Here is a 14,045-nt window from a genome sequence, read left to right on the forward strand (position 1 = left end):
TTGCGTCAACTTGTTGGTTGTGGGACAAAGAACAACTGTTAAGGGAAATGTGTTTCATTTTGCTTTCATTTTTTACTATTTGAAGATAAAAAATAACTTTTTAGGGCATCTTCTGAGGAGGCCTTTAAAATATTTTATACTAAAGAGGTAGAAAAAGGAGTTGGGATGAGAAAGATAAAAAATATTCTTCAAATGAGTTTGCTAATCATTTTGACACAGATTACTTTGGTCTTGCTGACGACGCCCTTGTCCAAATCATTAAGTTTTCAGCAATCCAGTTTTGTATTTTTGTTCATTTTATTTTTTGCTGGCTTGCTTTATTTTCGCTATTTTTCCAGAGAATTAACAGATTTTAAATCAGAGCTCTTAACGGCTCATTACTGGTCCCTACTGCGATTATCCTATCTCATGATGGTATTTATCAATGCCATAGGAGCTTATCTGATGATATTGGAGGGGATGGTAGTAGCGTCAGAAGGTCAACAATTACTCCTGAGCCTGTTTGTCCACTCGTCCCTTTTCTTACTAGGTGTTGATATAGTAGCTCTCGTGCCTGAGGTACGGTCATCCATTATTCATTTTTTGTGTCAAAAGGTCAAGCACGAACGAGTTTTGTGATAGGGAGTTTGTTGTTTATCCTTTTACGAAATCCAGCTGATTTAACTTGTTTTATTGTTTATACAGGTTTAGGGAGTTTACTTTCTTTCTTGATTTCCAAGCCAACTCTTCGTTTGGAATTCTCCATTTTCAGTCATTTGGTGCGCAATAGCTTCTCCCTTCTTTTCTTGATTATTTTTTGGTAAATTATTTTGTAGAAATTCCACTTCTATGATAAAATGAGAGCATTATAGATTGGATGAGAAGAGCAATGATACAAAAAGAAAAACAGTTAGAATGGTTGCAGCAGCACCAAACAAAAGAGCCACATTTGGGCTTAGAAAGAGTGCGACGACTATTATCGCTGCGAGGCAATCCTCATTTACAAATATCAGTCATTCATGTGGCAGGTACCAATGGAAAGGGCTCAACGATTGCACATTTACGTCAGCTATTGCAAGCAAAGAAACTGCATGTAGGAACGTTTACATCGCCTTATCTTCTTAACTATAATGAGCAAATTGCAATCAATGGTTTGCCTATTTCAGGCGAAGACTTTTATTCTTTGTTGCAATCTTATCAAGAGTTATTAAAAAAGCAGGCAGATGATACGATATTGAAGGAAATAACAGAGTTTGAGATTATTACGGCATTGGCTTATGATTATTTCTGCCAGCAAGAGGTAGATGTGGTCATAATGGAAGTAGGTCTGGGTGGTTTATTGGACAGTACCAATGTGTGTCAACCGGATTTGACAGCTATTACGACAATCGGACTAGATCACACAGCTATTTTAGGTACGACATTAGAAGACATTGCCAAGCAAAAAGCGGGGATTATCAAGCAAGGTGTGCCGGTAGTGACAGGGAAGATTTCTTCAGAAGCACTGGCAGTTATTCACACTATTGCTCAGCAACGTCGGGCACCCCACATACGATATAAGAAAGATTATCAGGTGGAGTCTGTGCAAGGCTTAGAAGAGGGAGAAGACTTCCTCTTTTCCAATGCCTTTCGGCAGAAAGAAGCCTATCAAACTGTTCTTTTGGGCATTCATCAGGTTGAAAATGCGGGACTGGCGATTGAACTGTGTGATCAATATTGCAGCTTGAAAGGTTTACCATTGTTGAGTGAAAATGAGGTGCGACAGGTATTGAAACGAACGTATTGGCCTGCTCGCTTGGAGAAAATTTCAAAAGCACCCTTGATCTTGCTGGACGGGGCGCACAATCCTCATGCACTGAAAGCTCTGCTTGCTTCCCTAGAAAGCCATTTTCCAGATTATCAAAAAACGATTTTATTTACATGTATTCAAACTAAGGCGTTGAATGAAATGCTTGCTTTACTAAAAATGGTTCCCACATCTCGTGTACTTTTGACAACTTTTGAGGATTCACGGAGTTTTTCAACAGGAGAAATGCAATGTTTGGCAAAGCAAGAAAAGTTAGCATATGTAGAGTGGTTGCCTTATTTGGAGCAATACAAAAAAGCCAAGCATGGAGAGAAAGAGCTGCTGCTTATCACAGGCTCTCTCTATTTCCTTGCAGAAGTTAGAAAATATCTAATGAGCGATAGGTAAAAGGAGGTTTTCTAAATAGTTAAAATGTGATAGAATGAAAGAGCAATTTGTTTGCACAGAGTAAGTGGTCTGCGTTAAGTGTGTATGGATGGGATGTTGCCATACAACGAAACATTTGTGCGGTAGGCCATTGCATCCGCTGTCATTTTGACGGCTCCCGAAAGAAAAGGAGCGAATATGAAAAAAAAATCGCCAAAGTTATCGGTGCAACTATTGGTTGCCCTCGCAATGATCGTGGCTCTTTGTTTTGTCTTAGAGAAGTTTTCAATCTTTGTCATCCCTCGTTTGTTGAAGCTGAGCCCAGCTTTCATTGGTTATACCCTTATGGGAAGTGTCGCTGGTCCGATTTTATCTGGTTTGGTTTCTGCCGTATATGATATGCTTTCCTTTTTCTTTTTGAGTCAGGGACAACCATTCATTATCTGGTTTACATTGATTGAAGCCTTGCAAGGTATTCTCTATGGTTATTTCTTTTATGGCAAAGAATTACGATTTGAACGGAAGAAAGACTGGCTTTGGGTGACGCTAGCAACTATCGCTGTTATGGGAGTAGGGACCTTTACCTTAACGCCCTTAGCTCTCCATTTACAATATGGAGTACCCTTTGTTGCACTATACGCTACTCGGGCATGGTCTGTTTTTGAAATTCCTTTACGAGTAGTTGTGACGATGCTCATTGTTCCACAGTTGCAACGAATCCCCGAATTACGTAAGTTAATGGGATTAAACAATAAGTAAAAAAATGAGAGCAGAAAAAGGCTGAGACATCACTGTCCACAGCCTTTTCAAATATGCACTTTTTAATAGTTTTTAATCAAATCAACGGTTGAGCGATCCAATTTCTTAACAAGAGCTTGTAAGAAAGCTTGAGCTTGCAAAAAGTCGTCCATTGCGTAGAGTGTTTGATGAGAATGAATGTAACGTGCGCAGACACCGATTGTTGTAGAAGGCACACCACCGTTTTTGAGATGAGCGGCGCCGGCATCAGTTCCCCCTTTGCCACAGTAGTATTGATACTTGATGCCTGCTTCTTCTGCGGTTGTCAAAAGGAAATCTTTCATATTTGGCAACATGAGGTGACCTGGGTCAAAGAAACGAATCAGAGTCCCTTCTCCGATAGCTCCTTGATCTCCGTAAATGTCGCCAGCAGGCGAACAGTCTACTGCAAAGAAAACTTCTGGGTCAAACTTAGTCGTTGAAACATGGGCTCCACGCAAGCCGACTTCTTCTTGGACATTGGCTCCAACATAGAGTTCATTGCCAAGTTTTTGTCCAGCTAGAGCTTGAACCAGTTCACTCACCATGAGGACACCGTAACGATTGTCCCAAGCTTTTGAGATAACGTTTTTCCCATTAGCTGTGAGAATAGCAGAGCTATCTGGTACAATCGTATCGCTTGGACGAATGCCGTAGCTTTCAGCTTCTGCTTTATCAGCAAATCCACCGTCAAAAACAATATCTTCAATCCTTGGTAGACTTGGTCCACCTGTTCCACGAGTCAAATGTGGAGGAACGGATCCTGAAATGACAGGAATTTCAACTCCAGAGCTAGTAAAAAGTTTAAAGCGTTGGCTGCTAACGACGAGTGGATTCCAGCCACCAATTTGCACCACACGAAAAGTTCCGTCGGGTTTGATTTCACTCACCATGAAGCCAACTTCATCCATGTGGGCAGCTACTAAGACACGCGGTGCATCAATAGCCTCTGAATGTTTTGCTCCGAAAATGCCTCCTAAGCCGTCTGTTACGATTTCGTCCACATGAGGAGTCATTTTTTTACGTAAATAATTGCGAACAGGCGCTTCATGCCCTGAAACGGCAGCAATTTCTGTTACTTCTTTGATTTTTGAAAATAATTCTGACATCTTTAACCTTCTTTCTGTTCTTATTTTATCATTTTCTATCATAGTTGGGTAGCATTCAAAGATAAAAAACAGTAGTGTTTCGATTTGTCCCAATTTATCTTTTGTGTTAAAATATTGTCATGAAAGCTAAAAAGATTCTATTAACAACGGCTGCACTTGCAGGAGTAGGGATTGCAGCTTATGCGACTAAAAAAACGTTGGACGAACGAAAAGAAGCTGAGCAGCGTGAGCAATTAGTTGCTGAAATTCGGAAAAGTTTGTCTGAGCTAGGTGATATTGCCACACTATATGTGCAATTATACAAGTCAGATGAGCATCGATTGGTTGGTGGTGTGGTGTATGAAGATGGTTGGCACCTCACATTTGTGTATGAAAATGGCGAATTGACCTATGAGGAAGAACAATGATTATTCCAGCAAATATAGAAGAATTGGCATCATTTGTGAAACGCGAAGGAAAGACTGTGTTCTTTTTCACAGCCGAGTGGTGTGGAGACTGTCGTTTTATTAAACCTTTTTTGCCTGAGATTGAAGCAGAGAATCCTGATTTTACCTTTGTTGAGGTCAATCGTGACGATTATATGGAAGTTGCCAAAAAGTGGGATGTGTATGGGATTCCTAGCCTAGTAGTCCTAGAAAATGGACAAGAAATTGGCCGTTTTGTTAATCGTGAGCGAAAAACGCAGACGCAAATCAATGAATTTTTAGCCCAGTTAAACTGAAGATATAGGAGAAATAATGATTTTCACATATAATAAAGAGCACGTTGGTGACGTGCTGATGGTGATTGTTGCAGACGGTCAAGCTGCTAAGTTAGCTGCTGAACGCAAGGGCAATGTAGCGCGTGTTTATCGTTTGGACAATGGAGAAACGGTTGCTTGGAATATTTTTCAGATTTCTAATCTTGTTAATATTACCGAACGCGGTCAAGTCTTTTTGACAGATGAAGAAATTTCAATTCTAAATCAAGAATTGAGCCAAGCAGGTTTTGAGCCAGAATTGGTCAATGACCTTGAGCCGAAATTTGTGGTTGGTGAAATTGTGGAAATGGTAGCTCATCCAGATAGTGACCACCTTAATATTTGTCAAGTAAAAGTAGCAGCAGATAAAGTGGTTCAAATCGTAGCAGGTGCGCCTAATGCTAAAGTAGGTCTCAAGACGATTGTGGCGCTTCCGGGTGCTATGATGCCAAAAGGAAACTTGATTTTTCCTAGTGAGCTGCGTGGAGAAGAGAGTTTTGGTATGATGTGTAGTCCTCGCGAATTGCAGCTGCCAAACGCTCCGCAAAAACGTGGGATTATTGAATTAGCAAGTTCGGAAGTAGTAGGAACAGCCTTTGATCCAACTAAGCATTGGCAAGAGTAAAATAGAAATTAAGTTTTAATCGTGAATTTTCACGATTTTTTTCTTTTCTCTTACGAATAAATAGTTAGGAGGAAAACAAAATGTATAATAAAGTAATTTTAATCGGTCGCTTGGTGAATACACCAGAGTTAAACAAAACAGCTAATGATAAATCTGTGGCGCGTGCAACACTTGCGGTCAATCGTCGCTACAAAGGACAAAATGGTGAACGAGAAGCAGACTTCGTCAATGTCGTTGTTTGGGGCAAGTTAGCCGAAACATTGGCAAGTTATGCAAGTAAAGGCAGCTTGATTTCACTAGACGGCGAACTTCGCACTCGCCGTTATGAGAAGGACGGAGTGACGCATTATGTCACAGAAGTGCTTTGCAATGGTTTCCAGCTATTAGAAAGCCGTGCACAGCGAGCTATTCGTGAGAATAATGCTGGTGCAGATTTGGCAGACTTGCTTCTGGAAGAAGAGGAATTGCCATTTTAATAAAGATAAGCTAGGCTGGACAACATCCAGTCTATTTGTCTCTAGTCAGCGAAAAAATTAGCATTTTATGCTTTCAATGATGTATGAATAATATGGGCAAGATAGAAGTCAACAGTCTGAGAATTGCATTTAGTTTTAACTTGAGTTTAAAAACAAGGAAGTTAGGGAGATTTTTTAAGTTTTTTACACTTCTTTTTCTTGGCGAGGTTTTGCTTTTTTGTATAAATATAATATAATAAACCTAGATAAAACAGAGTCTTCTGTTTAAGACTGATGTTGATAAGGAGAAAAAATGGGAGCAGGTAAAGGACAAAAGCAATATCGCTATTATCGTAAATATCTATTATTTTCTCTGTTTGTCCTTGTATTGACAGGGTTAATTTTCCTCTATGTAAAAGGAAATTCATCAGATAGCAAGCAGGTCAAGGTAGGAGCGACCTATATGACGATGAACAATGATTTTTATAAAACCTTGAATGCTGAAATTGAGAAAAAAACGAATCAGCAGGGGAGTCGACTTTATGTACGAGATCCGGAATTAGACGAAGACAAGCAAAGTCAGCAAATTGATTATTTTGTTCAAGAAAAAGTGAATGTGATTGTTATAAACCCAGTTAAGAGTGACAGTCCAAAGATTCTGACTTCTTTAAATAAAGCCAGAAAAGCGGGAATCAAGATCATTGTCGTGGATGCACCTGTTAGCAAAGATGCTAAAGTTAATACTACTATTGTGTCAGACAATTATCAAGCTGGTGTGCTGATAGCTAAAGACATGATGAAACGTTTGTCTAGTGCGAATATTTTGCTGTTGGAGCACCATAACGCAGTATCTGCTATGGATCGGATTCAAGGGTTTTTAGATACGATTAAGGGGCACTCTGCCTATCAAGTGGTTTCTGAACGGGAAACATTGGGGCAGACCGAAGAGAGTATGCCGCAGGTGAAAAAAGCGTTGGCTGAAGGGATGCAATTTAACGTCGTGATGTCCTTGAATGACCGTGCGGCTATTGGTGCTCTTGCTGCTATTAAAGACCAAGGAGTGACAGATAAGATTGCTATCTATGGGGTAGATGGCTCACCTGATATTAAAAATTTTTTGGCGAATACCAATGATATTCAAGGGACGGTTGCTCAGTCTCCGATTCAAATGGGTAGAAAGGTGACAGAAGTGATTGAGCGCATGATGAAGCATCAATCTTACAAAAAGGAGTACCTGATTCCTGTTCATTTGGTGAATAAAGATAATATTGGGAAATATACAGTTACAGGGTGGCAATAATGAGGCGGAATAAAAGTATTTTTTATAGCAAAATTGCCTTAATGGTCATCAATTTTATTGCTATTGTTTATAATGCGTCTATTTATCTTTTTGCGACGAATTACGTGGTCGCAAGAGGTTATGCTCATTCACTATTGGGGCGTTTGGATGCTATCCCAGGCTCGCCGAGCTTTAGTTTTTGGATGTCGATTGCCTTTTATGCTTGTTTATTGTTGGTTTTTTATTATCGCGAGAAACATCCAAATCAATTATCCGTTTATGACAAAGTAACTATTATTGAAATTTTGCTGATGCTAGTTATTTTTTCAGTTTTGCATTCTTCTTATAATGGTCTGATTCTTTTGGTTTTTGCGGATATTTTTTACGGTTCTAAGGAATTTAACACCTCCAAAGATCGGAAATATTGGTTTTCTTTTATCGTTTTGAGCTTTAGTATGTTGCTCGTATCCAACTATGACTTGATGTCGCTTTTTGTTAAATTGCCTTCGTTAGATACTTATATTCGCTTTTGTCCAGAATCTATTCGCATGGCACTCCTTTTTGGAAAGAATTTTCTCTTTTCACTAAATCTGGTTGTCTTTATGATTTCTTTGCTATTTTATATTTTATCTGCAATGACCGAAAAGCACCATATTGAAGAAGAGCTGCGGATGGCAGCGCAAGCCAATCGTGAGTTAAATAGTTATTTAGCCTTATCTGAAAAAATTGCAGAAGACCGTGAAAGAAAGCGGATTGCCAGAGAAATCCATGATACATTAGGGCATGCTTTGACAGGAATTTCAGCTGGAATTGATGCGGTTAAAGTATTGGTGGATATTGACAAAAATCGTGCTAAGGAGCAGTTAGAAAATGTTTCTGTGGTTGTGCGAGACGGTATCCGTGATGTGCGAGGCTCGCTCAATAAAATGCGTCCCGGCGCTCTAGAAAACAATAGTTTAAAAGAAGCATTGCTCAAAATTATTCGAGAATATGAAGCCATTTCTAATTTAGAAATTCATTTTCTCTATGAATGGGATACGATTGATTTGGATGTTGCAAAAGAGGATATTGTCTTTCGGGTGATTCAGGAGTCCATTACAAATTCGGTGCGGCATGGACATGCCAAGACGATTTGGATTGAATTGTTAGAAAAAGAGAATTATATCATGACCATACAAGACGATGGGGTCGGCTTTGATGAGCTTCACTATGGTTTCGGCCTCAAACAAATGCAGGAGCGTTTGGCGATTATTGGTGGGAATGTTCATTTTGAAAATCGCAACGGTTTCTATACCTATATTGAAATTCCGAAAATAGGAGGAAAGAATGATTAAAGTTTTAATTGCAGATGATCAAGCCTTGATTCGTGAGTCTTTACAAATTATTTTATCGGCTTATTCAGATATTGAAGTGGTGGGAACAGTCGGTGACGGCAAGGAAGTGCTCGAAAAACTTCACCATATACATCCAGATGTGATTTTGATGGACATTCGAATGCCTGTTATGGATGGCGTTCTCTGTACAAAGGCGGTCAAAGAACAATATCCAGATATCAAAATTATCATTCTAACAACTTTCGATGATGATGATTTCATTTTTTCAGCATTGAAATATGGCGCTTCTGGTTACATTTTAAAAGGAGTTTCTACTGAAGAATTGCACCAAGCCATTCAAACGGTTTACAAAGGCGGAGCTATGATTAATCCGAACATTGCTACCAAAGTGTTTAAAATCTTTTCACAAATGGCACAGTCCAATTTTGCTATTTCTGTTGCCGAAGAAAATGTGGAAGACATGAGTCAGACTGAGTGGAAGATTATCCAACAAATTGGTTTTGGAGTTTCAAACAAGGAAATTGCAGCGAAGTTGTTCTTGTCTGAAGGGACAGTGCGGAATTACTTGTCAGGCATTCTGACGAAATTAAATTTGCGAGATCGCACGCAATTAGCTATTTGGGCTGTGCAGACAGGTGTTACCCAACGTGATTTTAGTAAGGACAATGACAAATGAAGTGGCGGATGAGGTATTTGACGATGTTCGCCTCGGCTCTCCTTTTAGTGACCCTTAGCTTTGTTTTATGGACTTCCAATCAAAAAAAGATTTTGCGAATTGGAGTGTATGCAGGCAGCAGCTGGGACGTTCCGAATAGTCGTGAGAATAGAGTATTAGACAATATTATCCGCCAATTTGAAAAGTCACATCCCAATGTCAAAGTCATCTATGAGAGCGGCATTCCTAAAAAGGACTATGACAATTGGCTAGCAGAAAAGATTCTAAAAGGTGAACAACCAGATGTGTTTATGGTGCCTGAAAATGATTTTTCTATGTTAGCGGCTTCTGGGGCTTTTATATCCTTGGATTCTTTGATTAGTAAAGAGGAGGCTGCGGCTTACTATCCAGTTGCTTATCAAGCTGGACAATATCAGGGACACAGTTATGCTTTACCGATTGAAAGCAATCCTATCATGATGTGTGTCAATAAGGATTTGCTGGAAAAAGAAGGCATTTCGATTCCTAATTCCAATTGGACTTTAGAAGACTTATATGCAATTTGTCAAAAAGTCACAAAGGATACAAATGGTGATGGTTTGATTGACCAGTATGGCATTACGGATTATACTTGGAAACAGGCTCTGGTAGCTTATAATGGGCATTTGAGAAATCAAAGTGGTGTCAATGTTGATAGTGTGGAAATGCATCAAGCACTCTCTTTTATCAGTAAATTGGATTCATTAAATCAACGGTACAAGGTAACGTCAAATGATTTTGATGAAGGTAAGGTAGCCTTTTATCCCATGAGTTTGGCTCAATATCGAACCTATAAACCCTATCCCTACCATGTGGCAAAATATTCTAGATTTTCTTGGACCTGCATTCCTATGCCAGCCGCTAAAGCGGGCATTCCTGCGACCCAAGTGAAAACGTCTCTTTTTGCTATGTCTTCAAAGACAAAACAGGATAAATTAGCTTGGGAGTTTATGAAATTGCTGTGTCAAAATCAAAAAAATCAGCAAGAACTATTTGCAAAATCACAAGGGACCTCTGTCTTGACATCAGTTGTCAAAAGCAGTCAGACGAAAAAGATTTTACAGGCAGATGATTTTGGGCTGGATTCGCTGACATCGCAACGACTGGATCATATGATGAAGCATTCGGTGTTAGATATTAGCAGAGACTTAGATTATCATTCTTTGGAACGACTGGATTATTTACTAGGAAATGCTCTCAAAAACAATGAAATAGACAGTATCTTACCAAGTATTCAAAGGGAAATGGAAGAAACAGGCAAATAGAGATTTAACGAAGAATAAATATCAAAATAGTCAGATGAGAGATTTAGCTCAAAACTGGCTATTTTTCTTTTTGAAAAACTATATGACATTTGTCATATTTTAACTAACAAATGTCATCTTTACAAAGTGACATTTGACAATGTGAAATCGGTTCCATATTTAGTAAAATAAAGACAGAAATGAAGGAGGAAAGAACATGAAATATCTAGTACTAGTCAGTCATGGTGGACTAGCAGAAGGTGTGCAAAGCTCATTGAAGATGTTTGCTGGTGATAAGACCGACCAAGTCATTGCAGTAGGTCTGAAAGAAGGCAAGTCTGTTGATGATTTCGCTCTTGACTTTCGTCAAGCGTTAGCAAATCTGGGAACAGAAGATACGGTTTTGGTGTTGGCAGACATTGTCGGAGGAAGCCCTTTGACGACAGCTTGCAACGTTTTGTCAGAACTTGGTAAGTTAAACACGGCAGTCGTACTTGGTGGTCTCAATTTGACAATGGCACTCACAGGCTTAGTAATGAAGGATATGTTGGAAGGAAAAGACTTGGCACAAGCCATTCTCTCAGAAGCATCCGCAGCTCTGCAAGAATTTGATGTGACTGCTAGTGATGAAGATGACGAAGATGACATTTAAGAAGAAATAAAAGGAGATTTATCATGACAATTTCATTTGTGCGTATTGATGACCGTATGATTCACGGTCAAACAGTAACTCGTTGGGCAAAAGAATATCCTTGTGACGGCTTAGTTGCTGTCAATAATGCTGCAGCAGGAAATACAGTTTTGAAACAAGCCTACAAAGCAGCTTCTGATAAAAAAACATTCGTTTGGACAAAAGAAGCATGGAAAGAAAAATCACAAAAGGTATTGGATTCCGATAGTCGCTATTTCTTGATTACTAAAAATCCAATTGACATGAAAGAAATACTAGTTGATCAAGGTTTTGTGCCTAGCGATATCAAAGAAATTATTGTTGGTCCAGCCAATGACCGTCCAGGAGCTATTAAATTAGGAAATAATCAATCCATTACACAGGAAGAAGCGGAAGCACTTGAAGCGATTCAAAAAGCTGGCTATAAAGTGAAATTCCAACTCTTACCAGATGTGTCTATTGGCTACTGGGACGATTTCAAATCTAAATTTGGTTTTTAAAAAAATATAATAAGCATTAAGGAGGCTTTATTATGACAATTTCGTGGTTTCAAGCCGCTTTACTAGGATTATTTGCCTGTCTATCATCTATGCCTGGTTTAGGTGGTACTTCCATTGGTAACTATACTCTTGGACGCCCACTTGTAGGTGGCTTAGTTTCAGGACTGATCCTAGGAGATGTGAAATTAGGTATCATCTGTGGGGTTGCGATGCAGCTCGTTTATATCGCTTTGGTAACACCTGGTGGTACGGTTTCGGCTGACGTTCGTGCGGTTTCTTATATTGGAATTCCGTTGGCAATGGTAGCTATCCAATCGCAAGGACTATCACTTGACTCTGCAGACGCTGCTAACTTGGCTAAATCAATGGGAACACTCGTTGGTACAGTTGGTACAGTTCTTTTCTATGGTACAGCTACCATGAACTTGCTTTGGCAACATATTGGTTGGAAAGCTGTTGAAAAAGGTGAGTTTAAACGCTTATATGTAGTAGACTGGGGCTTCCCTTGGATTTCACACTTGGTATTCTCATTCTTGCCAACCCTCATTATGTGTAAATTAGGTGCAGATGCAGTTACGGCTTTAAAAACGGCACTTCCATTGGACGGTATTCCAATGAAAACCCTCTTCACAGTTGGTTCTCTCCTTCCATGTGTCGGAATTGCAATCCTCTTGAAACAAATTGTTGAAAAAGCTGTCGATTTCATTCCATTCTTTGTTGGATTTACATTAGCAGCTTCACTAGGACTTAACCTTGTATCTTGTGCAGTGATTTCATTGATTTTCGCAGTATTATTCTATGAAATTCAAATGGCTAAAAATGTAAGAGCACAAGCAGCCGCAAGTGCAAGTTTTGATGATGACGACGATGAGGAGGATATTTAAAATGGTTAAATTAACGAAAAAAACATTAGGAAAATCTTTCCATCATTGGTATTATGGGAACTTAACTTGCTTCTCACAAGAACATATGCAAACATTTGGTTACCTAGCTTCAATGCTGCCAATCGTGGAAGAATTGTATCCTAAAAAAGAAGACCAAGCAAAAGCAATGCATACTTACACTGCATTCTTCAACACAGAACCTCAATTAGGTGCTTTGATTGTAGGAATTACAGCTGGTCTAGAAGAGGCGCGTGCTAATGGCGCTGATGGAGTAGATGACGAAACAATCAACGGTCTTCGTGCTGGTCTCATGGGACCTGTTGCAGGAATTGGTGATTCACTGATTGTTGGTACCTTGATTCCGATTATACTAGGTATTGCTCTCGGTTTGTCAAATGGTGGCTCGCCACTTGGTGCGATTTTCTATATCGTGGTTTGGAACTTGCTCGCCTACTTTGGTATGAAATTCGCCTACTTTAAAGGGTACGAACTAGGAGATAAAGCAGTTGAATTTCTTGTAGGCCCTCAAGGACAAGCTATTCGTAAGTCTGTTTCTATCATCGGTGGTATGGTCATCGGTGCTGTTGCAGCAACATGGGTACCTGTGAAGACAGCTTTCAAGTTGAAAGACTCTTCAGGAAAAGCTTTCTTGGTACTGCAAGATCAATTAGATGGTGTTTATCCAGGTCTATTGACAGCTTTGTTTATCGTCTTTTGCTGGTGGTTGATGGCGAAGAAAAACCTTTCACCAATCAAAGTAATGTTGCTTCTTGTTGTAGTAGCCTTCCTTGGTGTATTGGTTGGATTCTTCAACCCAGGATTGAAATACTAAAAATAGGAGAAAATTATGACAGAACAAGAATTGATTCAAGGATATGAAACGGAAATTCAATATCAAAAACACATGATTGAAAATCTCGGACGTTGGTTTAGTCTCTTCTTTACCATTGCTAGTATCGGTCTTGTTCTGGTCTATTTTTCCCGTCAAATCAATCTCATTGCCTTTGTTCTTGGAATGATCCTAGCAGTGTTGGGAATATTAGCCATGCTCGTTTTTGGCTATGGTATTTACAAAGGACGATTGAATCTCAAAAAAGTCATTGATGATTTTGAAGAAAAATTAAGATTGGTTCGATAAAAATTTATTTGCTTTCCCCCTAAAAACTTTGTCGTTTGACAGAGTTTTTTTCTTGACTATTTCTGACCAAGTGATACAATAGAAAATGTAAATATTAGCACTCGTACTAATGGAGTGCTAAAACAAGATATTGGAGGTAAACAAATGCTTAAACCATTAGGCGACCGTGTGGTCTTAAAAGTAGAAGAAAAAGAACAAAAAGTTGGTGGTTTTGTCATTGCAGGTGCAGGACAAGATGCCACAAAGACGGCAAAAGTTGTGGCTGTCGGGGAAGGGATTCGTACACTCAACGGTGAACTCGTTGCTCCAAGCGTAAAAGCTGGTGATACCGTTCTTGTTGAAAGCCACGCGGGAATTGATGTTAAAGACGGCGAAGAAAAGTACCTCGTTGTCAATGAAGCAAATATTCTAGCGATTGTTGAATAAATTAAACATTTATAGAAAG

17 protein-coding genes, 1 pseudogene and 1 riboswitch are annotated in these 14,045 nt (G+C 39.3%); of the genes and pseudogenes, 17 read left to right on the plus strand and 1 reads right to left on the minus strand.

Going from position 1 to position 14,045, the window contains the following annotated elements:
- Window positions 1-165 precede the first annotated feature (165 nt).
- The 3 genes and pseudogenes from ABKA15_RS01400 (at window position 166) to ABKA15_RS01410 (ending at window position 2,911) form a co-directional block, all read left to right on the plus strand.
- A pseudogene (locus ABKA15_RS01400) lies at window positions 166-803 on the plus strand (CPBP family intramembrane glutamate endopeptidase).
- 65 nt (window positions 804-868) lie between these two features.
- Window positions 869-2,173 carry a folylpolyglutamate synthase/dihydrofolate synthase family protein gene (locus ABKA15_RS01405; RefSeq protein WP_065428426.1) on the plus strand — a complete coding sequence of 435 codons (1,305 nt, stop codon included), beginning with the start codon at window positions 869-871 and terminating at the stop codon, window positions 2,171-2,173.
- Window positions 2,174-2,227: 54 nt separating this feature from the next.
- Window positions 2,228-2,317: riboswitch (THF riboswitch) on the plus strand.
- A gap of 33 nt (window positions 2,318-2,350) precedes the next feature.
- Entirely contained in the window at window positions 2,351-2,911 is a 561-nt protein-coding gene (locus ABKA15_RS01410) for a folate family ECF transporter S component (protein WP_049513174.1), read from the plus strand.
- Between the two features lie 62 nt (window positions 2,912-2,973).
- Here the strand turns inward: ABKA15_RS01410 and pepA are convergent, their stop codons facing one another.
- A complete protein-coding gene (pepA, locus tag ABKA15_RS01415) occupies window positions 2,974-4,038 on the minus strand; it encodes a glutamyl aminopeptidase (RefSeq protein ID WP_049513173.1) in 1,065 nt (354 codons plus the stop codon).
- Between the two features lie 119 nt (window positions 4,039-4,157).
- On the opposite strand from pepA, the gene ABKA15_RS01420 reads away from it, so the two are divergent.
- The 14 genes from ABKA15_RS01420 to groES all read left to right on the plus strand — a co-directional run bounded on the left by ABKA15_RS01420 (window position 4,158) and on the right by groES (window position 14,026).
- Window positions 4,158-4,445: a DUF4651 domain-containing protein gene (locus ABKA15_RS01420; RefSeq protein WP_049513171.1), complete on the plus strand. Its 288-nt coding sequence runs from the start codon at window positions 4,158-4,160 to the stop codon at window positions 4,443-4,445.
- The gene (locus ABKA15_RS01425; RefSeq protein ID WP_003028520.1) at window positions 4,442-4,759 is read left to right on the plus strand and encodes a thioredoxin family protein; all 318 of its coding nucleotides are present in this window, start codon (window positions 4,442-4,444) and stop codon (window positions 4,757-4,759) included. Before ABKA15_RS01420 ends, ABKA15_RS01425 begins: the two co-directional genes overlap by 4 nt.
- A 16-nt stretch (window positions 4,760-4,775) precedes the next feature.
- Window positions 4,776-5,402, plus strand: a complete 627-nt coding sequence (ytpR, locus tag ABKA15_RS01430) for a YtpR family tRNA-binding protein (RefSeq protein WP_049513169.1) — start codon at window positions 4,776-4,778, stop codon at window positions 5,400-5,402.
- A gap of 80 nt (window positions 5,403-5,482) precedes the next feature.
- On the plus strand, window positions 5,483-5,878 hold the full coding sequence (locus ABKA15_RS01435; protein ID WP_049513167.1) for a single-stranded DNA-binding protein: 396 nt from the start codon (window positions 5,483-5,485) through the stop codon (window positions 5,876-5,878).
- A 292-nt stretch (window positions 5,879-6,170) separates the two neighbouring features.
- Window positions 6,171-7,157: a sugar ABC transporter substrate-binding protein gene (locus tag ABKA15_RS01440; RefSeq protein WP_049513165.1), complete on the plus strand. Its 987-nt coding sequence runs from the start codon at window positions 6,171-6,173 to the stop codon at window positions 7,155-7,157.
- The gene (locus tag ABKA15_RS01445) at window positions 7,157-8,470 is read left to right on the plus strand and encodes a sensor histidine kinase (protein WP_049513164.1); all 1,314 of its coding nucleotides are present in this window, start codon (window positions 7,157-7,159) and stop codon (window positions 8,468-8,470) included. Before ABKA15_RS01440 ends, ABKA15_RS01445 begins: the two co-directional genes overlap by 1 nt.
- Window positions 8,463-9,146, plus strand: coding sequence for a response regulator transcription factor (locus ABKA15_RS01450; protein WP_049513162.1), 684 nt, complete (start codon window positions 8,463-8,465; stop codon window positions 9,144-9,146). The genes ABKA15_RS01445 and ABKA15_RS01450 overlap by 8 nt, the downstream gene beginning before the upstream one ends.
- Window positions 9,143-10,429, plus strand: a complete 1,287-nt coding sequence (locus ABKA15_RS01455) for an extracellular solute-binding protein (protein WP_049513160.1) — start codon at window positions 9,143-9,145, stop codon at window positions 10,427-10,429. Before ABKA15_RS01450 ends, ABKA15_RS01455 begins: the two co-directional genes overlap by 4 nt.
- 196 nt (window positions 10,430-10,625) lie before the next feature.
- Window positions 10,626-11,060, plus strand: a complete 435-nt coding sequence (locus tag ABKA15_RS01460; RefSeq protein ID WP_003028528.1) for a PTS fructose transporter subunit IIA — start codon at window positions 10,626-10,628, stop codon at window positions 11,058-11,060.
- Between the two features lie 23 nt (window positions 11,061-11,083).
- A complete protein-coding gene (locus tag ABKA15_RS01465) occupies window positions 11,084-11,578 on the plus strand; it encodes a PTS sugar transporter subunit IIB (RefSeq protein ID WP_049513158.1) in 495 nt (164 codons plus the stop codon).
- Between the two features lie 32 nt (window positions 11,579-11,610).
- Entirely contained in the window at window positions 11,611-12,462 is an 852-nt protein-coding gene (locus ABKA15_RS01470) for a PTS sugar transporter subunit IIC (protein ID WP_003030857.1), read from the plus strand.
- A 1-nt stretch (window position 12,463) separates the two neighbouring features.
- Window positions 12,464-13,294 carry a PTS system mannose/fructose/sorbose family transporter subunit IID gene (locus ABKA15_RS01475; RefSeq protein ID WP_003035287.1) on the plus strand — a complete coding sequence of 277 codons (831 nt, stop codon included), beginning with the start codon at window positions 12,464-12,466 and terminating at the stop codon, window positions 13,292-13,294.
- 15 nt (window positions 13,295-13,309) lie between these two features.
- A complete protein-coding gene (locus ABKA15_RS01480; protein ID WP_049513155.1) occupies window positions 13,310-13,600 on the plus strand; it encodes a PTS fructose transporter subunit IA in 291 nt (96 codons plus the stop codon).
- A 144-nt stretch (window positions 13,601-13,744) separates the two neighbouring features.
- On the plus strand, window positions 13,745-14,026 hold the full coding sequence (gene groES / locus ABKA15_RS01485; RefSeq protein ID WP_049513153.1) for a co-chaperone GroES: 282 nt from the start codon (window positions 13,745-13,747) through the stop codon (window positions 14,024-14,026).
- The last annotated feature ends 19 nt before the right edge of the window (window positions 14,027-14,045 follow it).

The organism is Streptococcus sp. KHUD_010, assembly GCF_040207525.1.
Taxonomy (GTDB): Bacteria; Bacillota; Bacilli; order Lactobacillales; family Streptococcaceae; genus Streptococcus; species Streptococcus hominis.